We start from the raw sequence: 19,524 nt of genomic DNA on the forward strand, positions 1-19,524 counted from the left end.
CTCTGAATGGTCTCAGAGTTCCCCGGAAGTACACGTCCTCGTTGAGAGTCAGGCCTCAGCCGACTGATTTTCCTTGGATTTCGACTGCCCGATGGCCTCGATCATTGCACGTACTTCCGCTGCGACACTTTCGACTAATTCCGCCGAGCGGCCTCTGACGACGATCTCGGTCGAGAAAAATTGGCCGACATAGCGCGGATAGGAACCGATGCTGGTATCCGGATGCGCCTTCTGGATGAGGCCGAGCGGCGTGCCGATCTCGCCCTCGCCATAGGGGCAGGAAATCGCTGTTGACAGCACCTTTGCGCCGGTCTTCAGCGTCGGGATGACATTGTCGAGCATCGCCTGGAAAACCTGCGGCACGCCGGCCATGACATAGACATTGCCGATGTTGAAGCCGGGTGCGGTCGAGACCGGATTGGCAATATGCTTTGATCCCACGGGCATGCGTGCCATGCGCTGGCGAGCCTCGGTGAACTCCATCTCGCGCCGTGCATACATTTCACCCATGATCCGCATGGCTTCGGCGTCGTGCTCGCAGGGCACGCCGAAGGCCTTGGCGATGGCATCGGCGGTGATGTCGTCATGGGTCGGGCCGATGCCGCCGGACGTGAAGACGTAATCATATTGGCCGCGCAGGGCGTTCAGCGCCGATACGATGGCGTCCTCTTCGTCGGCCACGATACGGACTTCCTTCAGGTCGATGCCGGCCAGCAGCAGCACGTCGGCGAGGTGGCTGATATTCTTGTCCTTGGTCCGGCCGGAGAGCAATTCGTCGCCGATGGCGAGCATGGCGGCTGTGACAATGGTTTCGTTCGACATGAAGATATCCAGGACAATGCGCATTCGGCGCGTTCAAAAAGGTCCGAGATAGGTAGCGCTGTTTGCGGCGAATGCAAACGCTCCTTTTGCTGGGCCGCTGGTCATAACAAGATGTTGCAAGTGAATTTCCGTCTACACAGGATGAACACTGCGTTCTGAGCGTGGGGGCTGCGCCCCTGTCGCATCGCTGATACAACATTCCTCGACATTCAACGCGTCCAACAAACGGGAGACGTTTTCATGGCTAAGGTTCTGGTTCTCTATTATTCCGCTTACGGTCACATCGAGAAGATGGCCTATGCCGTCGCGGAAGGCGTAAAGTCGGCCGGTGCCGAAGTCATCGTCAAGCGCGTGCCGGAACTCGTTCCGGAAGAGGTCGCCAAGGCCTCCTACTTCAAGCTCGATCAGGAAGCCCCGATCGCAACGCCGGACGAACTGGCAGACTATGACGCCATCATCGTCGGCGCCGGCACGCGCTTCGGCACGGTCGCTTCGCAGATGCGCAATTTCTGGGATCAGACCGGCGGCCTGTGGTTCGGCGGCAAGCTCGTCGGCAAGGTCGGCTCGGTCTTCACCTCGTCCGCAACCCAGCACGGCGGCCAGGAATCCACCATCCTCGGCTTCATCCCGACGCTCCTCCACCACGGCATGGCCGTCGTCGGCCTCCCTTACGCCTTCCAGGGTCAGATGGGCACGGAAGAAGTCAAGGGCGGCTCGCCCTACGGCGCCTCCACCATCACCAATGGTGACGGCTCGCGCCAGCCGTCCGAAATCGAACTGGAAGCCGCAAAGTATCAGGGCGCCCATGTCGCCAAGATTGCTGCCAAGCTCACGGCTTGATTTGAATTCTACACATCGATTGAGAGAGGCGCGGTGAAAGCTGCGCCTTTTTCATTGGGATTTTGATGGAATTTGATTTTGGTGCGGACGACGGGGGTCGAACCCGTACAGCCAAAGGCCGAGGGATTTTAAGTCCCTTGCGTCTACCAGTTTCGCCACGTCCGCGTGCCTTTCCCCATCAAGCACTTGAGCGATTCAGTCAAGGATTGTTTTGCAGGAAGGGGCCGATCGGCGTGAACCTGACATGCTCGGCTCAGCGACCCTTGAGCACGCTGACAAGCGCCGGTGTCACCTTCTTATGTTGGAACATTGCCTTAAAATCAGCATAGCTGATCTTTCCCGATACCACACCGTTCATCAGTCGCTGACAAAAGAGCCGCTTTGCGTCGCTTCTTTGAGATTTGACGTAGAAAGCGATTTCATCCAGCGTTTCCGGTGGCAGGCGCTGCGACATGCACTTGTCGATGACCTGTGCTCGTGCCGTCGGGCTTTCCTTCATAATGGGGATGTTCTTCTCGAAGCTTTTTTCCTGCGAGGCGCAGGAAGCAAGCACCGCAAGAGTGAAAGCGATTATAGCTGGGCGCATAAGGCGCATGACGATGTTCTCCCCTTGAACAAAACTGGGATAAACATCTTTCGCGCGATTCTCAATCGTATGCGCAAGTATAAGTTAATGCCAGCATGGATAAGCGAAGCCCGCCGGAGCCGACGGATCGGTTTTAGGGCGGGCCTCTAACCATCATCATGATGGCTGTGTCATATTGGACGCGGGGGGAGCTTGGCTGTCAATTCACAGATTTAGGGGTTTCCGCAGTCAGGGGCATAAATAGTTAATGACTCGTCAGTGCGGCGAATACCGCTATCGCAGGTCCGAAAGCGCGATAAACAGGCTTTCTTTGCTCATCTTTCCTGTGCCATAGCGGAGGCGGATTGAAGAAGGACGGATAGACCGTGGACAAACAGACTGTTCTCGAAGCCACAAAGGCCATGCGTGGCCTCTTTCCTGCAACGCCGCTGCAGCTGAACGAGCATCTTTCTGCCCGCTATGGCGCCGATATCTGGCTGAAGCGTGAGGATCTCACGCCGGTTCGCTCCTACAAGATCCGCGGCGCCTTCAATTTCTTCCGCAAGGTGATTGCCGAAGGCGGTACGGGAAAGACTTTCGTCTGCGCATCCGCCGGCAATCATGCCCAGGGCTTTGCCTTCGTCTGCCGTCATTTCGGCGTGCCTGGCGTGGTCTACATGCCCGTGACGACACCGCAACAGAAGATCGATAAGACCCGCATTTTCGGCGGTGAGTTCATCACCATCAAGCTCTTCGGCGATTTCTTCGATCAGTGCTATCAGGCGGCGCGCGAACATGTCGAAAAGATCGACGGCGTCATGGTGCCGCCTTTCGATCATGCCGATATCATCGAGGGGCAGGCGACGGTCGCTGCCGAGATCGCCGAGCAGCTGCCTGATGGTATTATCCCCGACCATGTTCTGCTTCCCGTCGGCGGCGGCGGCCTTGCCGCCGGGATCACCGGCTATTTTGCCGATACGCTTCCCCGTGATGCCTTCACCTTCGCCGAACCAGCCGGCGCGCCGAGCCTGCGCCGCAGCATAGAGGCGGGGCAGGTGGTCACGCTTGCCAAGGTCGATAATTTCGTCGATGGCGCTGCCGTTGGCCGTATCGGCGAGCTGAACTTCGCCGCGCTCAAGGACTTCGCGGCCGAGCAGGTGACGCTCATTGAGGAAAACGCCATCTGCGTCACCATTACCGATATGCTGAATGTCGAAGGTGTCGTGCTGGAGCCGGCTGGCGCGCTGGCGATCACGGCACTGGAAAAGCTCGATCGCGACAGCATTCGCGGCAAGACCATCGTTGCCGTCGTCTCCGGCGGCAATTTCGATTTCGAGCGCTTGCCCGACGTCAAGGAGCGCGCCATGCGCTATGCCGGCTTGAAGAAATACTTCATCCTGCGTCTGGCGCAGCGCCCCGGCGCGCTTCGCGATTTCCTCAACATGCTCGGCCCGGAAGACGATATCGCCCGCTTCGAATATCTGAAGAAGAGTGCCCGCAATTTCGGCTCCATCCTGATCGGCATCGAGACGAAGAATCCGGATAATTTCAAACAGCTTATCGCGAACTTTGAAAGTTCCGGCATGGGCTACGAGGACATCACTGAAAACGAGATCCTGGCAAACCTGATCATTTGACTTTGCGACCCTGCAACCTTCATGCTAAAGGCGATCCATGGCTTCGTTCTTTTCAAATATCCTTTCGATTTTCACCGGCGGCGCATCGCAGGCTGGCACGGAAAAGTCCGGCGGCTCGACAGTCAGCGTCGAGCCCCAGGTGCATGCCGGCTGCACGATCTATGCGACGCCGCAGCGCGAGGGCAATCAGTTCCGGCTTATGGGCCGGATCGAGAAGGATGTGAACGGCGAGATCCTGGTGCGCAATTTCATCCGCGCCGATGTCTTCACCTCGTCGGACGATGCGGTGGAATCGACCTTCCGCAAGGGCCAGCAGATCATCGACCAGAACGGCGCCGGCCTCTTCGGCGACGGCGAAAAGGTTCGCCAGGTCTGATCTTCGGACGGATCCCCTAGAATGCGTTTGATGCAGGGCCGCCTCCCGCATGTGCTTTTGGCGGCCCCAGAATATTCTTTGAAATCGATAACTGATTGGATTTTCGCAGGGGCTCAAGCCGTGCGGAACATCTTCGCGCCGGCGGGGGCGTTGACGGCGCCGCCGTCGACCGTGATTTCGATCGCCGTGACATTGGCGGAATCGTCGGAAGCGAAGTAGAGCGCGGCCTTGGCGATCTCGTCGGCTTCGCTCATGCGGCCGAGCGCGCTCAGGCCGCCAAAGCGGGCCTGCAGCGCATCCAGAGCCTCCGGCGTGCTGGCGCGCGGGTCCCAGATCGGTGTCTTGGTGGCGCCCGGTGTGACCTGGTTGACGCGGATGCCGCGGGGCGCAAGCTCGGAAGCGAGATTGCGGGTCATGGCGCGAACGGCGCCCTTCGTGCCGGCATAGGCCGAAGCGCCGGGAATACCGAGAACGGCATGCACGGAGCCGTTCAGGATCACCGAGCCGCCATCGTTCAGATATGGCAGGGCGGCCTGCACCGTGAAGAAGACGCCGGTGAAATTGATGCGGACGATGGTTTCGAACTGCTCAAGCGTCGTTTTGCCGAGCGGCGTATCCCCGGCAATGCCTGCATTGGCAAAGACCACATCGAACTTTCCAAGCTTTTCCGCAGCCTCGGCAAAGGCTTTCTCTAGGGCCGGAATATCGGTGGTGTCGGCCTGCAATGCCAGCACGTCGCCGCCGAGTTGTTCCGCTGCCGTGGCCAATGTCTTGGCGTTGCGGCCTGTTATGGCGACCTTGGCGCCTTCGGCGAGGAAGAGGCGGGCGGTGGCAAGGCCGATACCGCTGTTTCCGCCGGTGATGACGGCAACTTTGTTCTTGAGACGCATATTCGTAGCTCCTGTTGGCTTTTGTCACGATCTGGATTATGATCGTTATCTATAAGGATTATGATTGTAATCCACTTTGTCAAGCCGGGCATGAAAGGATTTTCGATGGGCCGCTCACAATTGGAAAAGCAGAAGACGCACGAACGCATCGTGACGCTGGCTGCCAAGCGCCTGCGCGAAGAGGGATTGGAAGGGATCGGCGTCGCCGACCTCATGAAGGAGGCGGGGCTTACCGTCGGCGGCTTCTACAAGCACTTCGCCTCTCGCGATGAATTGGTCGCAGAAGCCGTCGAATCGGCGATCGGGTCATGGCGGCGGCAGCAGGAGGAAAAGGGGATCGTCCCCGAGACCATCTCGCTGAACGATTATGTCGATACCTATCTCAGCGAAGGTCATCGCGATCATTGCGGCGAGGGCTGCGCCTATGCGGCGCTGACGGCGGATATGGCGCGTAGCAGCGAGACGGTCCGCGCCGTTGCGACGGAAGGCCTGCGACGGAATTTCAATGCCATGACGGCGCGCATGCCGGAGCCGGAAACTGCCGAAGCAAGGCGAAAGGCGATTATCGCCTCCTGCCTGATGACCGGGGCGCTCGGTCTCGCGCGTGTGGCGGATGACGAGGCTCTTTCGAGCGAAATTCTGGAGACCGTGAAACAGTTCGTAAAGGCGCTGCCGCAGGCACAATAGCAAAGCGGCCGGTTTTAACCGGCCGCCTGTGATCATCTGAATAAGTAATTGATTAAGCGGCGAGAGCCAGCTCGGAAGCGCGGGCCTGGGCGGCGCCGATTGCCTTCTCAACAGCTTCCGGACCAAAAGCGATGCCCTCGATGTAAACGGTCTCGACATCGGTGATGCCGATGAAGCCGAGTACGGACTTCAGGTAGGGAACGGCATGGTTCAGCGGGGCAGCCGGGCCTTCGGAGTAGACGCCGCCGGAGGCTAGCACGATATAGGCCTTCTTGCCGGTAGCAAGGCCCTTCGGACCGGTTTCCGTGTAGGTGAAGGTGCGGCCGGCGCGGGCGACGTTGTCGATCCAGGTCTTCAGCGAGGAATAGATGTTGAAGTTGATGAGGCCGGTGCCGATAACAAGCGTGTCGGCTGCCAGCAGCTCGTCGATCAGCGCGTCGGAAACCTTGACCAGTTCCTGCTGCTCGGGCGTGCGGGCGTCAGCCGGCGTGCGGATGGCGACCGTGAAGGGGCCGTCGATGTGCGGGAGATTGTCGGCCGCAAGGTCGCGCTTGACGAGCGTCTTGCCCGGATTGTTGGCCTTGATCTTCTCGGCCAGCTCGGTGGCGATCTTGGTGGAGAGCGAGTCCGGACGCGGGCTGGAGGTCAGAAGCAGAATAGAGGACATATCCGTTTTCCTTTTCAATAAGTTGCTAAATCGGCTGGGAGAGTCCGATCACGTTCGCCCCACAAATAAGTCATCAGTGCTATCGAGAAAAACTGTGATAATATGGATTGGAATTATCGATAGAATGGATGGCAGATGCTCCCCAATCCCACCCTTGACCAATTGCAGGTCTTTCTGACCGTCGCCGAGTCAGGCAGTTTCTCCGCCGCCTCGCGTGCGCTTAACCGCGCGCAGTCGGTCATCAGCTACACGATCGCCAATCTGGAGGCTCAGCTCGAAATGCCGCTGTTCGAGCGCTCCGGCTCGCGCCAGCCGAGGCTGACGGATGCGGGCAGGGTGATGCTGGAGGATGCGCGCCGCATTCTTTCCGATCTGCAAGTGATGCGCGCCAGGGTGAAGGGTTTGAAGACCGGGCTCGAGGCGGAGGTGGCCGTCGCCATCAGCGTCATGGTGCCGGTTCATGCCACCGTCGACGTGCTGCGCGAATTCCGTGATCGTTTTCCTTACGTCTCCCTGCGGCTCGACACCGGCGAACTCGGCTCGATGCTCGAGCTTGTCACAAGCGGCAAGTCGACCATCGGTATCGGCGGCTCGGTGGTGAAACAGGATGATGCTTTGGTCATCGAGCGCATCGGACATTCCTTCATGATGCCGGTTGCTGCCCCCACTCATCCGCTCGCTATGCTCGGACGGCCGTTGACGCTTGCCGATGTACGCGAAGAAGTGCAATTGGTCGTCACCGACGCGTCAAACCTCACCAATGGCAAGGATTTCAACGTCCTGTCCTACAAGATCTGGCATCTGAGCGATATCGCCACCAAACATCAGCTGATCCGGGGTGGTCTTGGCTGGGGCGGCCTGCCGGCCTCGTTCATCATGGAGGATCTGCAGAAGGGCAGGCTGGTGCCGCTGGCACTCGATGCCTACGACCAGAGCGAATACCCGCTCTATGCTATCCGCAAGGTGGACAACCCCCCTGGGCCTGCGGCTGCGTGGATGATCGAGGCTTTCCGTTCGCGCTTGGCGCGGTGCCCGAACCAAGAAGACTTCAAGTCCGCCGTCGAGATGTTCCATCCGGGCGACAAGCGCCTGGCGGCGGAGTGAAAAAGTCCTCTCCCCGAATGAGAGGAGAGGACGATAGCATCCTTGATTACAGAATCAGCCGGTAGCTGCGGAAGCCGTCGGCGCCTTCGCCGGCATCTTCGATCTTCACGCTCTTGACCTGACCGAGGAAATCCTTGGCCTTCGGCGAACTCTGGAACCGGACGGTCGTGTCCGCCAGCGGCTTGAAGGTCCAGTTGCCGTCGGCGGTCGGGTTGATCGTGCCCTGCTCGTGGACATAGCGTACGATGACGTCGCGGTTGGTGTCCGGCGCCTGATAGACGACCTTGTCCGCCGCGATTTCCGGGAAGTTGCCGCCGCCGCCTGCGCGGTAGTTGTTGGTGACGACCAGGAACTTCTGTGCGAGGTCGATCGGCTTGCCGTCGAACTGCAGGTTCTGGATGCGGTTTGCATCGGCATTCAGAACCTTGCCATCATCGCCGAAGCGGCGCGGCTGCGAGAGGTCGATCTGGTACGTGACGCCGTCGATGACGTCGAAATTGTAGGAGGGGAAGCCGCTGTTGATCAGATCCGCATCCTTGGCGCCGGGCTGCACCTGGTTGAACATCGCAGCCGACATTTCCAGCCAGTTCTTGACCTGTGCGCCGTTGATGACAACGGCCTGCACGGTGTTCGGATAGAGGTAGAGGTCTGCGACGTTCTTGATGGCGATATTGCCGGCGGGAACATCCGTATAATAATCGGCGCCGTTGCGACCCCCGCATTTGAAGGGGGCAGCCGCCGAAAGAACCGGCAGGTCGTTGTACTGCGTCTCCTTCAATATGTTCTTGATGTACCAGATCTGCGCCTGGCTGACGATCTGGACAGAGGGATCGTCGGCGACCAGCGCGAAGTAGGAATAGAGCGGCGCGGAGGTCTTGCCGACGGGCGTGCGGACATAGGTCAGCGTCGCCTCATGCTCGGCCTTGGCTGCTTCGACGACTTCCTTCTTGTCGGCGACATCGGCGACGACCTTCTTCTTGTCGTCGCGATGGTAGATCGGTCGCGCCTCGGAAGTGAAGTCGACGATCTTCCAGCTCTTGCCGTCCTTTTCGAGCAGCAGGTCGATGAGGCCGAGATGCGAGCCCCAGAAGCCGGCCATGACGGCGGGCTTGCCATGCAGCGTTCCCTTGACGGGATCGGCGTCCTTGATGCCGTCCCAGGTCTTCGGGCCGGGAAAGACGAGGTGCTGGTGACCGGTAAAGACGGCATCGATACCATCGACCGCCGCCACATAGAGCGAGGCGTTTTCCATCTTCTCGCTCTGGCCGCTGCCGTCGATGCCGGAATGGGAGAGGGCGATGATGATGTCGGCGCCTTCGGCCTTCATCACCGGAACCCAGGCCTTCGCGGCTTCGACGATATCGCGCGTCTGCGCCTTGCCTTCGAGGTTCTTGATGTCCCAGAGCATGATCTGCGGCGGCACGAAGCCGATGAAGCCGATCTTGATCGGGCTTTCATTGCCGGCGCCGTCCTTGATCTTCTTTTCGAGGATCAGATAGGGTTTGAAGAACAGGTCGTCCTTCGTCGGGTCGGAAGCAAGTTGGCCCTTGGTCAGGTTGGCGCAGACGAAGGGAAAGTTCGCGCCGGCCAGCACCTTGAACATGAAGTCGAGGCCGTAGTTGAATTCGTGGTTGCCGAGCGTGCCCACGGAATAGCCGAGCGTGTTCATCGCCTTGATGACCGGATGGACGTCGCCGTCCTTCATGCCGTGTTGATAGGCCATGTAATCGCCCATCGGATTGCCCTGCAGCACGTCACCATTGTCGATGAGGAGCGAGTTGGTGGCTTCGGCGCGGATGTTGTCGATGATCGTTGCCGTGCGCGTCAGGCCCATCGTGTCGTTCGGTTTGTCGGCATAATAGTCATAGGGGAAGACGTTGACGTGAATGTCGGTCGTTTCCATGAGGCGCAGATGCGCCTGGTTGCTGGCGGCGCGGGCGGCGAAAGGGTGCAGCACGATCAGCGCTGCCGCAGCACTCAGGCCTTGCAGCAGGGAACGGCGTGACATGCTGGGCAAATCCAGAATGGAAGACATAAGACACTCCTTCAACGATGGGGCTATGGTCCGTCGATCATCTCTCGGGCGAGGGAGATTAGGACGATTTTCGAAGGTGTGCACCAGTAATGTGACAGGCTTATTGTGGATCATAGCCGGCTTGTGCCGGCATTCGATCAGCGCTTGAGAACCGGCTTTATGTCCTTGTGGAAAAAGCGGAAATAGGACGCGACTTTCGCCGACGCGTTGGACGAGCGATCGAACTCGATGCCGATGCGGCCGTTGTGAGCCCAGCGCACGAAACCATCCAAAAGGCCGATATCGTCGCATTCGACGCGAACCTTGCTGCCAGCGGCGGCATAAAGCGGCGCCTGCAGGTCGAGCGCGATGCCGCTAGTCGAAATGTCGACGACGCGACCGGTGACAAGCTTGGTGAAATACCGAACCTGGCCCGTGAGCCGCGCATGGTGGCGCGACGAGCCGCGTGTCTTGATTTTCAGATTGCCCTGAATGGGAGATTTCGAAGAGAACTGCATGATGTTATCCCGGCTCATCCGTCTTTTCTCGCGTTGAATATCAGATGTGCCTTGCGGGATGTTTAGCATAATCGTTAAAATTGTAGCCGGGCGTCCCGAATCGGTACCGCATCGAGATGGCCGCTGCGATCGGCCATGTGACTACGAGAGGTGCGGGATATGCGTATCGTTTCTTTGAATGCATGGGGTGGCCGGCTGCATGAGCCATTGATGCCCTATCTCGTCAATGTCGAGGCGGATGTTCTGTGCCTGCAGGAAATGGTTCGCACGCAGGGAGCGGACGCCGATTGGCTGGTCTATCGCGATCACGGCATCGAGCTCCTGCAGCGCGCCAATCTTTTCGAGGAACTGAAGGCTGCTTTGCCGGCTTACGATGCTTTCTTCCTCCCCGTGGCGCGAGGCGATCTTTTCGAGGGGGACCGGCGATTCGATTCCGAGTTCGGTCTGGCAACCTTCGTGCGCCGGACCTATCCGATCATTGGCCAGGCAGCCGGCTTCGTTCATGGTGAATTCTCGGCCGACGGCTATGGACCTCATCCGCGTTCGCGCAATGCGCATTGCATCCGCCTGTTCGACTATGAGCGCGGCTATCCGATCACGATTGCCCATATGCATGGTCTGCGGGATCTGGAAGGGAAGGGCGATACGCCCGCCCGTCGTCATCAGGCAAACGCGTTGGTCGATCTCATCCGGCAAGTAAAGCACGAGGGTGACAGGCTGGTCGTCTGCGGCGATTTCAACCTGCTGCCCGGCAGCGAGACCTTCGATATTCTCAGCTCACTTGGCCTTGCCGATCTTGTCACTTCACGGGGATATGAGGATACACGCACGTCCCATTACAAGAAGCAGCCGCGCTTTGCCGACTACATGCTGGTGACGTCCAATGTCGAGGTGATCACTTTCGATCCTGTCGCAGAGCCTGAAGTCTCGGATCACCGCGCTTTGCTGCTGGATTTGAAATAGGAAAGGTCACAGGCCGACATTCGGCCGGTCGATGATCTCGCGCAGCGCGAAGCTCGAATTGATCTTCACGACATGGGGCAGGGCCGAGAGCCAGTCTCGATGGATGCGTTCGTAGTCCTCAAGGTCGCGCGCGGCGACCCGCAATATGTAGTCGTATTCGCCCGACATGAGGTAGCAGGACAGCACGTTGGGGCAGCGTTTTACCGCCGCTTCGAATTCCGAAAGCGTCTTGGCGAATTGGCCTGATAGTGAGATGTGTACGAAGGCGATCATCTTGTAATCAAGCGCCTTGTGCGAAAGATGCGCGTGATAGCCGTCGATGACGCCGCTCTTTTCGAGGATATCGAGCCGGCGTGAACAGGCCGAGGGCGAGAGGCCGACCTTTTCGGCCAGTTCCGCGTTGGTGATCCGTGCATTCTGCTGAAGCATCCGCAGAATCGAATGATCTATGGCGTCTAGGTCGGACATTCGAAGAACTTTCGAAAAAACTCCTGTTCACGCAATAAATCACGAAAAATGACCGCAGCGCAAATCGTCTTTGCAAGGACATTGCGAGGCGGTGGTGGTCTGATTTCAGTCGGAGAAAATGAAAGACGCAAAAGCATTCGAGGAGGAATGAAATGCGCGTTGGCTGCCCGAAGGAAATCAAGAACCACGAATACCGCGTCGGTCTGACGCCGGCATCCGTTCGCGAATATGTCGCTCATGGCCATGAAGTCTGGGTCGAAACGAAGGCCGGTGCCGGCATCGGTGCCGACGATCATGCCTACATTGCCGCAGGCGCCAAGATCGCCTCAAGCGCCAAGGATATTTTCGAGAAGTGCGACATGATCGTGAAGGTCAAGGAGCCGCAGCCCTCCGAATGGGCGCAGCTTCGCGAGGGACAGCTTCTTTACACCTATCTGCATCTTGCGCCCGATCCGGAGCAGACCAAGGGGTTGCTTGCTTCGGGCGTCACCGCCATTGCCTATGAGACCGTAACCGATGAGCGGGGCGGCCTGCCGCTGCTGGCGCCGATGTCCGAAGTCGCTGGCCGTCTATCCATCCAGGCGGGCGCAACGGCTCTGCAGAAAGCCAATGGCGGCCTCGGCATCCTGCTCGGCGGCGTGCCCGGCGTGCTGCCGGCCAAGGTGGCGATCATCGGCGGCGGCGTCGTCGGCCTGCATGCGGCGAATATGGCGGCGGGCCTCGGCGCTGATGTCAGCATCCTTGATCGCTCGCTGCCGCGCCTGCGCCAGCTGGACGATATCTTCAATGGCCGCGTCCACACCCGCTATTCCAGCATCCAGGCGCTGGAAGAAGAAGTCTTTTCCGCTGATCTTGTGATCGGTGCCGTGCTGATCCCCGGCGCGGCTGCGCCGAAGCTGGTGACGCGCGAAATGCTGTCAGGCATGAAAAAGGGCTCGGTGATCGTCGACGTCGCCATCGACCAGGGCGGCTGCTTCGAGACCTCGCATGCGACGACCCATTCCGACCCGACCTATATGGTCGAAGGTGTCGTGCATTATTGCGTCGCCAACATGCCGGGCGCGGTTCCTGTCACCTCGGCGCACGCCTTGAACAATGCAACCATTTATCATGGCCTGGCGCTCGCCGATCGCGGTTTGCGCGCGATCGCGGAAGACAAACACCTCCGCAATGGCCTCAATGTCCACAAGGGCCGCATCACCAACCGGCCGGTGGCCGAAGCGCTCGGCTATGAGGCCGTGGCGCCAGAGAGCATTCTGAACGTCGCGTAAAACCCATTGCGCGCAGATCAGATGGAAGCGCCGGCATCCGCGTACGCCGGCGCTCCTATTTTATCGATCCGGCACTGATAGCAGTTGTTTCGTGCCGAGCGGACATGGACATAGGCGATGTCGGGACGCTCAAGCAGCGAAGCCGCATAGGCTGCGATGTCGCCGGTCGGCGTCACGGCGCCGGTTCCGTAGACGATGCGATCGTTCTTCCCATAACCGCGCACAATGAAATCCTTGCTGGTCGTCAGCACCGGCGGCAGGATTTCTTCCGCTTCGTACCGCTGGCACGGCGTCTTGTGCAGGAAGATCGGACCCGTCTCCGCATAGGGCTGCAATTCCGGGAAGGGGCGATAGGCGAAGACGAACAGTTCTTCGCCAGCATCGATATTGCGCAGGCAATGCCGGCAGGGATGGCCCGGACCATCGGAAATCATGGTCTCCGGCTGGTGACTATAGGCATCTGCGCCGCCGTTCCACAGAAGTTCGGCGTCGGAGGTAGGCATGGCTCCAAAGGCGATGGAAGTCATGGCAAAGCTCCTTTCGAGATTTGCCATGTGATGCGCCGGAGCGACGCGCGAAGCCACCCGATTCCTGCGGCTATAGCGCCCTAGCCCTTCTTGGCGAGCTCAAGCAGTTCCTTATCGCTCAGCGGCCGAACGATACCTTCGCCCGTCGAAATCGGTGAGAAGCCGAACATCTGATAGAGCTGCAATGCTCTGGGATGATCGAGATTGTTCGTGGTGGTCACGATGCGTTGCGGGTTCATCGTCCAAATGGCGTAGAGCGACTGTAGCAGGAACCATTTGCCGATACCGAGGCCAAGCGCGTTTTCGATGAGGCCGAAATGGCTGAGCTCGATCGTCTCGTCGTCCTGGCGGAAATATTCGAAGAATCCGCCCGGCGCACCGTTGACGTAAAGCACGCTGATATCGTTGCGTTGGTCGTGAAGGACAGCGGCCAATTGCTCGTCGGAGAGGCGGAGACGCTCTACCCAATGCCAGCGGGCGCCTACCTGACGATAGAGATAGCGGTAGAACGGCAGCGGGATGCCAGGCGCCCGCATGATCGCGGTCTGTATATTGACCGGCACCGGCAGGCTGGCCTTGGGCGGCGCGGTCATTTCCAGACGGGTGATGTGAACTTTGATCGACGAGGGCGTCTTCACGGCCGGGATACTCAATCTTGACCGGTGACGATGGGCGTATCCGCCCGGCTGCCCCATTCCGACCAGGAGCCGTCATAGAGCTTGTTGTCGCCATGGCCGAGGGATTCGAGCGCCAGCGTGATGATGGCGGCGGTAATGCCGGAGCCGCAGGTCGTCACCACGGGCTTTTCGAGATCGATGCCGGCCTTCTCGATGGTTTCCCTCAATTCCGGCAGCGACTTGAACTTGCCGCTCGTGGCGAAGACACCCGATGGCAGACTTTTTGCGCCCGGCATATGACCCGAGCGCATGCCTTCGCGCGGCTCCGGCTCGGTTGCCGCAAAGCGGCCGCCACTGCGGGCATCGGCGATCTGCAGGGAATGGCTGTCGACGATTTCTCGCATCTCGTCGAGCGAAACGACACGATCGGCATTGAACGTCGGCTTGAACGTCGCGGGCGCGAAGCTCGGCGTCGCCGTCTCCAGCAGCCGACCCTCGGCCTTCCAGCCATCCAGGCCGCCGTCGAGCACAAAGACATTCGGCGCGCCCATGACGATGTGGAACAGCCACCAGACGCGTGGCGAAGCAAACAGGCCTGGACCGTCATAGATCACGATGCGATCGCTCTCGCTGATGCCGAGCTTGCCCACCTCTGCCGCGAAGAATTCGGGCGAGGGGACCATATGCGGCAGGCCGGTCGAATGATCTGCAATCTTGTCCTGATCGAAGCGGATCGCGCCGGGAATATGGCCGCTGGCATATTCGGCGTCGGCATCGCGCTTCTGTGCCGGCAGATAGAAGGATGCGTCGAGGATACGCAGATCCTTGGCACCCAGCTCAGCCTGCAGCCAGTCGGCGGATACGACGAAACGGCTCTTGTCCGCTGCCATGATGATCACTCCCCTGCTATGGTTTATTGGTCTTGATATCGAGATATAGGCGCTTGCCCGGTCAATTCTCGTTGGTCGGTACGCCGAAACGAATGCGGAAGCGGCGGTTTTCCTTGCCCTTCTTCTCGATCTTGGCAATGTGGATTGCGCCGACCTCCTGCGTTTCCGACACATGCGTGCCGCCGCAAGGCTGGCTGTCGATGGCCGAATCCTCGCCGATGCAGACGAGACTGACCCGGCCCAGGCCCATCGGCGGGCGCACATTCTTGGATTTGACGATGCCCGGATTGGCGATCAGCTCCCCGTCGGTAATCCAGCGGACGAAGACGGGATGGTTCTCTTTAACGAGCGCCATCATCTTCGCCGTCACTTCATCCTTGTCGATCGTCTCGCCCATGTCGAAATCGACCCGGCTCTCATCCTCGCCGACCGCCGCGCCCGTGATCGGATAGGGGCAGACCACCGAGAGGAGATGGCAGGCCGTATGCATGCGCATCAGCTTGTAGCGGCGTGCCCAGTCGATATGCAGCACCAGCTTCTCACCGACGATGGGCAAGGGCTGATTTTCGAGCGGGACATGAATGATGATGTCCTTGATCGGCCCATGCTTCGTTTGACCGAGCATGATCCTCGAGCCGTCGCCGCGCTCGAGGAAACCGGTATCGCCAGGCTGACCGCCCGAAGTCGCATAAAAGCAGGTCTGATCGAGCTCTATGCCCCCGTCTTCGTGGATCGCGGTAACGACGGCTTCCGCGGTCGAAAGATAGAAATCGTCACGATAGAGGGCATGGACGGTCATATGGTCACGCTGTTGTTTCGTATGGAATGGCGATTTCAGCCCGTTTTTCCAAATAGCCCGGCAGCGGCAGGCCCTTCGACTTCAGGAAGTCGGGATTGAAGAGCTTGGACTGATAGCGATTGCCGTAATCGCACAGGATGGTCACGATCGTATGTCCGGGGCCGAGATCCCTGGCGAGACGAACCGCGCCGGCAATGTTGATGGCAGTCGAGCCGCCGAGGCACAGGCCTTCATATTCGACCAGATCGAAGACGTAGGGAAGCGCTTCGGCATCGGTGACCTGATAGGCGAAATCGGGCGTGAAACCTTCCAGGTTCGCCGTGATGCGGCCCTGGCCGATGCCCTCGGTGATCGAAGAGCCGGAAGATTGCAGCTCGCCGTTCTTGTAGAATTCATAAAGGGCGGCACCTTCGGGGTCGGCAATACCGATCTTGATGTCCTTGTTAAAGGCATGCAGCCCCATGGCGACGCCGGCGAGCGTGCCGCCGGAACCGACCGAGCAGATGAAGCCGTCGATCTTGCCATTGGTGTCGTACCAGATTTCCTTGGCCGTCGTCTCGATATGGGCCTGACGGTTGGCGACATTGTCGAACTGGTTGGCCCAAATCGCGCCGTTAGGCTCGGTCTTTGCGAGCTGCTCGGCCAGCCGGCCCGAGACCTTCACGTAGTTGTTCGGGTTCTTGTAGGGGACAGCGGGAACTTCCACCAGTTCGGCCCCGAGCAGTTTCAGTGCATCCTTCTTTTCCTGGCTCTGTGTCTCAGGAATGACGATGACGGTGCGGTAGCCGAGTGCCTTGGCAACCAGCGTCAAGCCGATCCCGGTATTGCCGGCCGTGCCCTCGACGATGACGCCGCCCGGCCTCAGCAGCCCCTTCTTCTCGGCGTCGCGGATGATGTAGAGCGCGGCGCGATCCTTCACCGATTGACCGGGATTGAGAAATTCGGCCTTGCCGAGAATGGTCGAGCCCGTCGCCTCGGAGGCGCCCTTGAGCTTGATCAACGGCGTATTGCCAATTGCTTCGAGGACGGACGGATGGACGGTCATTGGAATCTGCCTTCTGTTCGCAACTACTGTAAGAACGGTCTTTTCCCTTCACAAGGCGGGATAGGCAAGAAATTCTGTTCCTTGCTATCTATTCGCCTCGCAAAATTCGACTTGGCGGGCGTCTTGACCTCCCTCTTTCATTCAAGTCCTCGGTCTCCAATTGGTGACATTGTTTTCCCGATGACGCCGTCAGTCTGGCCGAAAGCGGCCACAATGATGCGCTATTTCTAAAATGCCACGGACGGCCGCAGTTTAAGCGTTTGATGTAGGCGGCCGCCAGCCAAGGAGAAGAGCCATGAGCCCGTTCATCGCACGTCCTGAACACGGAGTCGTCTGGATTACCGGCGCCAGTTCCGGTATCGGCCGCGCCCTCGCGCTGAAGCTGGCAGAGGAAGGCTACAAGGTCGCCGTTACGGCGCGCAGCCACGACAAGCTTCTGGCGCTGCAGGCCGAGGCAAGCGCGCTTGCAGGCAGCATTGTCGTGCTCGACGGCGATGTGACCGATACAGAGGACATGGAGCACACGGTCGCTGCGATCGAATATCAGCACGGCCCCATTGCCCTGGCGGTTCTGAACGCCGGCGTCTATTTGCCGGCACGTGGCGAAGATCTCAATCACGAAGTGTTCGAACGCAGTTTCGCTGTCAATCTTCACGGTGTCGTCAATTGTCTCGTTCCGGCGGTGCGGCATATGCGGGCGAGGGGATACGGCCAGGTTGCCCTTGTCTCATCCGTCGCCGGTTATGGCGGACTTCCCGGCGGTGCGGCTTACGGAGCCAGCAAGGCCGCGCTGATCAACATGGCGGAAAGCCTGAATTTCGAGCTCGACCGCATGGGCATCCGCATCCAGCTCATCACCCCAGGCTATGTCGACACGCCATTGACGGCGCGGAACAAGTTCGACATGCCCGATATCGTGTCGGCACAGCATGCGGCTGACGCGATCGCCATCGGGTTGAAATCACCATCTTTCGACATCAGTTTCCCGAAGAGCATGGTCTATCGGGCAAAGCTGCTGAAATTCCTGCCATACGGCCTCTATTTCAAGGTGCTCAGGTATTTTTTGGGGAGCGGCAGCAAGCGCCGACCGGCCGGGCCGCATATTACCGCGCACCCGGCCGAATAGCGCCTATCCATCATCTTTAAGCGATGCGTGCGCGGCGAGTGCACGCTGCCGCGCCATGGCATGATCGACGATGGGGCGGGGGTAGTGCCTGCCGAGTTCTATCCCTGCACGCTTGAGCACGTCATCGGGCGCCTCGAACGGCCGGTGGATATATTTGCTGTCGAGCTTGGAGAGCTCCGGCACGAAGGTTCTGACATAGCCGCCATCCGGATCGAATTTCTCGCCTTGCAGCACCGGATTGAAGATGCGGAAGAACGGTGAGGCATCGGCGCCGGAGCCGGCCACCCACTGCCAGTTGGCGGTATTGGCGGCCGGATCGGCATCGACGAGCGTGTCGCGAAACCACGCTTCGCCTTCGCGCCAGTCGATCAGCAGATCCTTGATCAGGAAAGATGCCGCGATCATGCGAACGCGATTGTGCATCCAGCCATGGCGCCACAGCTGCCGCATGCCGGCATCGACGATCGGATAGCCTGTTTGCCCACGCTGCCAGCTTTTCAGACGCTTGGCATCGGACAGCCACGGGAAGTCGTCGTAACGATCGTTCCAATTGGCTGTCCGAAGCTTTGGGAAATGGAACAGCTGATGATAGCAAAACTCCCGCCAGATGATTTCTTTGCGGAAGCGGACGACATTGTCCGTGCCGACCTTGTCAGGCAGCCCGCGTGTTGCGTGCCACATACGGGCAGGTGAAATCTCTCCGAGCGCCAGATGTGGCGAGAGCAGGGAGGTTGCCGGTTTGTCCGGAAAATCGCGGCCGATCGCATAATCGTTAAGCGCCCCGTCGACGAAGTCTTTCAGCTTATCGAGAGCCGCAGCTTCGCCTGGCGTCCAAATGTCCGCGAACTCGGATGCCCAGTTCGGCTTGGCGGGCAGCAGCGACCAAGCATCAAGAGAGTCCGATTGCGGCCAGCGGCCGGGGGCAAGAAGCCTTCGGGGCGCCTCGATCGGAAACGGCGGCTCGCCGGATTGCTCGAACGCGCGCCAGAAGGGCGTGTAAGTCTTGTAATGGTTACCGGTTCCCGTGCGCAGGCGCGTGGGTTCGTGCAGCAGCTGACCGGCAAAGCTGTTGGCTTCGATGCCCTTGCTCCGCAACGCCTTCTTGATCTGAGTGTCCACCTCGACACCGGCCGGATCGTATCGACGGTTCCAGACAACGGCTTCGGCCCCCGTTTCCTTAACGAGTTTTTCGAGCACCGTCAGCGCTTCGCCGTGGCGGAGGATAAGCTTGCTCCCAACTGCATCAAGAGCGATTTGGAGGGCAGCGAGTGAATAATGCAGCCACCATTCCTGTGCTCCGCCAAGCGGGCCACGCTCCGTGACGCCTGGCTCGCGAATATAGACGGGAATTAGAGGGCGACTCGATGTTGCCGCCGACTGCAGCGCGTGGTTGTCGTCCAGGCGGAGATCCTTGCGAAACCATAGCAGGATGGGGTTCGGCTCTTTTGTCGATGTCGTCATGGTCCCGGCCGATCGCCCATCCTTTGTTGCGTCTCGCATGCCGCCTTTTAGTGGCGGAAATCATTATACGGTGTCAGCCGTCAATGGTTCCGCTACCGCGCGTTACATAAGCGAATGCCACACGCAACTCTCGTAGGGAAAACTCGATCTCCTCTGTGGTATAAGGAAGGCTTGTCACTGTTCTGTAATGCAAATTCGCTAGCAGTCCACCCGATTGACGTGCCGAGAATGGACAGG

At 59.4% G+C, this 19,524-nt stretch carries 21 protein-coding genes and 1 tRNA gene; 8 read left to right on the forward strand and 14 right to left on the reverse strand.

Annotated elements, in window-relative coordinates:
- Nucleotides 1-48 precede the first annotated feature (48 nt).
- Nucleotides 49-822 carry a competence/damage-inducible protein A gene (locus tag RTCIAT899_RS07625; RefSeq protein WP_041677859.1) on the reverse strand — a complete coding sequence of 258 codons (774 nt, stop codon included), beginning with the start codon at nt 820-822 and terminating at the stop codon, nt 49-51.
- A gap of 240 nt (nt 823-1,062) precedes the next feature.
- Here RTCIAT899_RS07625 and wrbA point away from each other — a divergent pair, with 240 nt between their 5' ends.
- A complete protein-coding gene (gene wrbA, locus RTCIAT899_RS07630; protein ID WP_015339642.1) occupies nt 1,063-1,662 on the forward strand; it encodes an NAD(P)H:quinone oxidoreductase type IV in 600 nt (199 codons plus the stop codon).
- 79 nt (nt 1,663-1,741) lie between these two features.
- Here wrbA and RTCIAT899_RS07635 read toward each other — a convergent pair.
- Together RTCIAT899_RS07635 and RTCIAT899_RS07640 are read right to left on the reverse strand one after the other, a co-directional pair.
- Nucleotides 1,742-1,827 (reverse strand) — tRNA-Leu (locus RTCIAT899_RS07635).
- Between the two features lie 88 nt (nt 1,828-1,915).
- A complete protein-coding gene (locus tag RTCIAT899_RS07640; RefSeq protein ID WP_015339643.1) occupies nt 1,916-2,257 on the reverse strand; it encodes a hypothetical protein in 342 nt (113 codons plus the stop codon).
- A gap of 392 nt (nt 2,258-2,649) precedes the next feature.
- On the opposite strand from RTCIAT899_RS07640, the gene ilvA reads away from it, so the two are divergent.
- A complete protein-coding gene (ilvA, locus tag RTCIAT899_RS07645; RefSeq protein ID WP_051043253.1) occupies nt 2,650-3,864 on the forward strand; it encodes a threonine ammonia-lyase in 1,215 nt (404 codons plus the stop codon).
- Nucleotides 3,865-3,901: 37 nt separating this feature from the next.
- Complete coding sequence (locus RTCIAT899_RS07650) at nt 3,902-4,240, forward strand: HlyU family transcriptional regulator (RefSeq protein ID WP_015339645.1); 339 nt, start codon at nt 3,902-3,904, stop codon at nt 4,238-4,240.
- A 113-nt stretch (nt 4,241-4,353) separates the two neighbouring features.
- Here RTCIAT899_RS07650 and RTCIAT899_RS07655 read toward each other — a convergent pair whose 3' ends face one another.
- Nucleotides 4,354-5,130, reverse strand: a complete 777-nt coding sequence (locus tag RTCIAT899_RS07655) for an SDR family oxidoreductase (protein WP_015339646.1) — start codon at nt 5,128-5,130, stop codon at nt 4,354-4,356.
- 105 nt (nt 5,131-5,235) lie between these two features.
- On the opposite strand from RTCIAT899_RS07655, the gene RTCIAT899_RS07660 reads away from it, so the two are divergent.
- Nucleotides 5,236-5,817 carry a TetR/AcrR family transcriptional regulator gene (locus tag RTCIAT899_RS07660; RefSeq protein ID WP_015339647.1) on the forward strand — a complete coding sequence of 194 codons (582 nt, stop codon included), beginning with the start codon at nt 5,236-5,238 and terminating at the stop codon, nt 5,815-5,817.
- Nucleotides 5,818-5,869: 52 nt separating this feature from the next.
- On the opposite strand, the gene RTCIAT899_RS07665 is transcribed toward RTCIAT899_RS07660, so the two are convergent.
- Nucleotides 5,870-6,484, reverse strand: a complete 615-nt coding sequence (locus RTCIAT899_RS07665) for an FMN-dependent NADH-azoreductase (RefSeq protein ID WP_015339648.1) — start codon at nt 6,482-6,484, stop codon at nt 5,870-5,872.
- Between the two features lie 135 nt (nt 6,485-6,619).
- Here RTCIAT899_RS07665 and RTCIAT899_RS07670 point away from each other — a divergent pair, with 135 nt between their 5' ends.
- Nucleotides 6,620-7,588: a LysR family transcriptional regulator gene (locus RTCIAT899_RS07670; protein WP_015339649.1), complete on the forward strand. Its 969-nt coding sequence runs from the start codon at nt 6,620-6,622 to the stop codon at nt 7,586-7,588.
- A 46-nt stretch (nt 7,589-7,634) separates the two neighbouring features.
- Here the strand turns inward: RTCIAT899_RS07670 and RTCIAT899_RS07675 are convergent, their stop codons facing one another.
- Together RTCIAT899_RS07675 and RTCIAT899_RS07680 are read right to left on the reverse strand one after the other, a co-directional pair.
- Nucleotides 7,635-9,623 (reverse strand): bifunctional 2',3'-cyclic-nucleotide 2'-phosphodiesterase/3'-nucleotidase, encoded by a 1,989-nt coding sequence (locus RTCIAT899_RS07675; RefSeq protein WP_015339650.1) that lies wholly within the window; start codon nt 9,621-9,623, stop codon nt 7,635-7,637.
- Nucleotides 9,624-9,760: 137 nt separating this feature from the next.
- Nucleotides 9,761-10,120 carry a PilZ domain-containing protein gene (locus tag RTCIAT899_RS07680; RefSeq protein WP_015339651.1) on the reverse strand — a complete coding sequence of 120 codons (360 nt, stop codon included), beginning with the start codon at nt 10,118-10,120 and terminating at the stop codon, nt 9,761-9,763.
- 159 nt (nt 10,121-10,279) lie between these two features.
- Here RTCIAT899_RS07680 and RTCIAT899_RS07685 point away from each other — a divergent pair, with 159 nt between their 5' ends.
- Nucleotides 10,280-11,083 carry an endonuclease/exonuclease/phosphatase family protein gene (locus RTCIAT899_RS07685; protein ID WP_015339652.1) on the forward strand — a complete coding sequence of 268 codons (804 nt, stop codon included), beginning with the start codon at nt 10,280-10,282 and terminating at the stop codon, nt 11,081-11,083.
- 6 nt (nt 11,084-11,089) lie between these two features.
- Here RTCIAT899_RS07685 and RTCIAT899_RS07690 read toward each other — a convergent pair whose 3' ends face one another.
- Complete coding sequence (locus tag RTCIAT899_RS07690; protein ID WP_015339653.1) at nt 11,090-11,551, reverse strand: Lrp/AsnC family transcriptional regulator; 462 nt, start codon at nt 11,549-11,551, stop codon at nt 11,090-11,092.
- A 152-nt stretch (nt 11,552-11,703) separates the two neighbouring features.
- Here RTCIAT899_RS07690 and ald point away from each other — a divergent pair, with 152 nt between their 5' ends.
- Nucleotides 11,704-12,822 (forward strand): alanine dehydrogenase, encoded by a 1,119-nt coding sequence (ald, locus tag RTCIAT899_RS07695; RefSeq protein WP_015339654.1) that lies wholly within the window; start codon nt 11,704-11,706, stop codon nt 12,820-12,822.
- Nucleotides 12,823-12,839: 17 nt separating this feature from the next.
- On the opposite strand, the gene RTCIAT899_RS07700 is transcribed toward ald, so the two are convergent.
- The 5 genes from RTCIAT899_RS07700 to RTCIAT899_RS07720 all read right to left on the reverse strand — a co-directional run bounded on the left by RTCIAT899_RS07700 (nt 12,840) and on the right by RTCIAT899_RS07720 (nt 16,700).
- Nucleotides 12,840-13,349 (reverse strand): DUF1203 domain-containing protein, encoded by a 510-nt coding sequence (locus RTCIAT899_RS07700; protein WP_041677860.1) that lies wholly within the window; start codon nt 13,347-13,349, stop codon nt 12,840-12,842.
- Between the two features lie 80 nt (nt 13,350-13,429).
- Nucleotides 13,430-14,044: a GNAT family N-acetyltransferase gene (locus tag RTCIAT899_RS07705; RefSeq protein ID WP_051043200.1), complete on the reverse strand. Its 615-nt coding sequence runs from the start codon at nt 14,042-14,044 to the stop codon at nt 13,430-13,432.
- Nucleotides 13,999-14,856 carry a 3-mercaptopyruvate sulfurtransferase gene (gene sseA / locus RTCIAT899_RS07710; RefSeq protein ID WP_015339657.1) on the reverse strand — a complete coding sequence of 286 codons (858 nt, stop codon included), beginning with the start codon at nt 14,854-14,856 and terminating at the stop codon, nt 13,999-14,001. The genes RTCIAT899_RS07705 and sseA overlap by 46 nt, the downstream gene beginning before the upstream one ends.
- A gap of 61 nt (nt 14,857-14,917) precedes the next feature.
- The gene (locus tag RTCIAT899_RS07715) at nt 14,918-15,655 is read right to left on the reverse strand and encodes an alanyl-tRNA editing protein (protein ID WP_015339658.1); all 738 of its coding nucleotides are present in this window, start codon (nt 15,653-15,655) and stop codon (nt 14,918-14,920) included.
- Between the two features lie 4 nt (nt 15,656-15,659).
- On the reverse strand, nt 15,660-16,700 hold the full coding sequence (locus tag RTCIAT899_RS07720; protein ID WP_015339659.1) for a cysteine synthase A: 1,041 nt from the start codon (nt 16,698-16,700) through the stop codon (nt 15,660-15,662).
- 295 nt (nt 16,701-16,995) lie between these two features.
- On the opposite strand from RTCIAT899_RS07720, the gene RTCIAT899_RS07725 reads away from it, so the two are divergent.
- Entirely contained in the window at nt 16,996-17,826 is an 831-nt protein-coding gene (locus tag RTCIAT899_RS07725) for an SDR family NAD(P)-dependent oxidoreductase (RefSeq protein WP_015339661.1), read from the forward strand.
- A 3-nt stretch (nt 17,827-17,829) separates the two neighbouring features.
- Here RTCIAT899_RS07725 and RTCIAT899_RS07730 read toward each other — a convergent pair whose 3' ends face one another.
- Nucleotides 17,830-19,287: a cryptochrome/photolyase family protein gene (locus RTCIAT899_RS07730; RefSeq protein ID WP_015339662.1), complete on the reverse strand. Its 1,458-nt coding sequence runs from the start codon at nt 19,285-19,287 to the stop codon at nt 17,830-17,832.
- Nucleotides 19,288-19,524: the final 237 nt, after the last annotated feature.

Source organism: Rhizobium tropici CIAT 899, assembly GCF_000330885.1.
In the GTDB taxonomy this organism is placed as follows: Bacteria; Pseudomonadota; Alphaproteobacteria; order Rhizobiales; family Rhizobiaceae; genus Rhizobium; species Rhizobium tropici.

Coding starts and splice junctions, on each gene's coding strand:
- RTCIAT899_RS07720 (WP_015339659.1), bottom strand. CDS start 16,700: ATGACCGTCCATCCGTCCGTCCTCGAAGCAATTGGCAATACGCCGTTG.
- RTCIAT899_RS07625 (WP_041677859.1), bottom strand. CDS start 822: ATGTCGAACGAAACCATTGTCACAGCCGCCATGCTCGCCATCGGCGAC.
- RTCIAT899_RS07670 (WP_015339649.1), top strand. CDS start 6,620: ATGCTCCCCAATCCCACCCTTGACCAATTGCAGGTCTTTCTGACCGTC.
- RTCIAT899_RS07730 (WP_015339662.1), bottom strand. CDS start 19,287: ATGACGACATCGACAAAAGAGCCGAACCCCATCCTGCTATGGTTTCGC.
- RTCIAT899_RS07700 (WP_041677860.1), bottom strand. CDS start 13,349: ATGACTTCCATCGCCTTTGGAGCCATGCCTACCTCCGACGCCGAACTT.
- sseA (WP_015339657.1), bottom strand. CDS start 14,856: ATGGCAGCGGACAAGAGCCGTTTCGTCGTATCCGCCGACTGGCTGCAG.
- RTCIAT899_RS07685 (WP_015339652.1), top strand. CDS start 10,280: ATGCGTATCGTTTCTTTGAATGCATGGGGTGGCCGGCTGCATGAGCCA.
- RTCIAT899_RS07705 (WP_051043200.1), bottom strand. CDS start 14,044: ATGGGGCAGCCGGGCGGATACGCCCATCGTCACCGGTCAAGATTGAGT.
- RTCIAT899_RS07650 (WP_015339645.1), top strand. CDS start 3,902: ATGGCTTCGTTCTTTTCAAATATCCTTTCGATTTTCACCGGCGGCGCA.
- RTCIAT899_RS07725 (WP_015339661.1), top strand. CDS start 16,996: ATGAGCCCGTTCATCGCACGTCCTGAACACGGAGTCGTCTGGATTACC.
- RTCIAT899_RS07660 (WP_015339647.1), top strand. CDS start 5,236: ATGGGCCGCTCACAATTGGAAAAGCAGAAGACGCACGAACGCATCGTG.
- ald (WP_015339654.1), top strand. CDS start 11,704: ATGCGCGTTGGCTGCCCGAAGGAAATCAAGAACCACGAATACCGCGTC.
- RTCIAT899_RS07655 (WP_015339646.1), bottom strand. CDS start 5,130: ATGCGTCTCAAGAACAAAGTTGCCGTCATCACCGGCGGAAACAGCGGT.
- ilvA (WP_051043253.1), top strand. CDS start 2,650: ATGCGTGGCCTCTTTCCTGCAACGCCGCTGCAGCTGAACGAGCATCTT.
- RTCIAT899_RS07690 (WP_015339653.1), bottom strand. CDS start 11,551: ATGTCCGACCTAGACGCCATAGATCATTCGATTCTGCGGATGCTTCAG.
- wrbA (WP_015339642.1), top strand. CDS start 1,063: ATGGCTAAGGTTCTGGTTCTCTATTATTCCGCTTACGGTCACATCGAG.
- RTCIAT899_RS07640 (WP_015339643.1), bottom strand. CDS start 2,257: ATGCGCCTTATGCGCCCAGCTATAATCGCTTTCACTCTTGCGGTGCTT.
- RTCIAT899_RS07675 (WP_015339650.1), bottom strand. CDS start 9,623: ATGTCTTCCATTCTGGATTTGCCCAGCATGTCACGCCGTTCCCTGCTG.
- RTCIAT899_RS07715 (WP_015339658.1), bottom strand. CDS start 15,655: ATGACCGTCCATGCCCTCTATCGTGACGATTTCTATCTTTCGACCGCG.
- RTCIAT899_RS07665 (WP_015339648.1), bottom strand. CDS start 6,484: ATGTCCTCTATTCTGCTTCTGACCTCCAGCCCGCGTCCGGACTCGCTC.
- RTCIAT899_RS07680 (WP_015339651.1), bottom strand. CDS start 10,120: ATGCAGTTCTCTTCGAAATCTCCCATTCAGGGCAATCTGAAAATCAAG.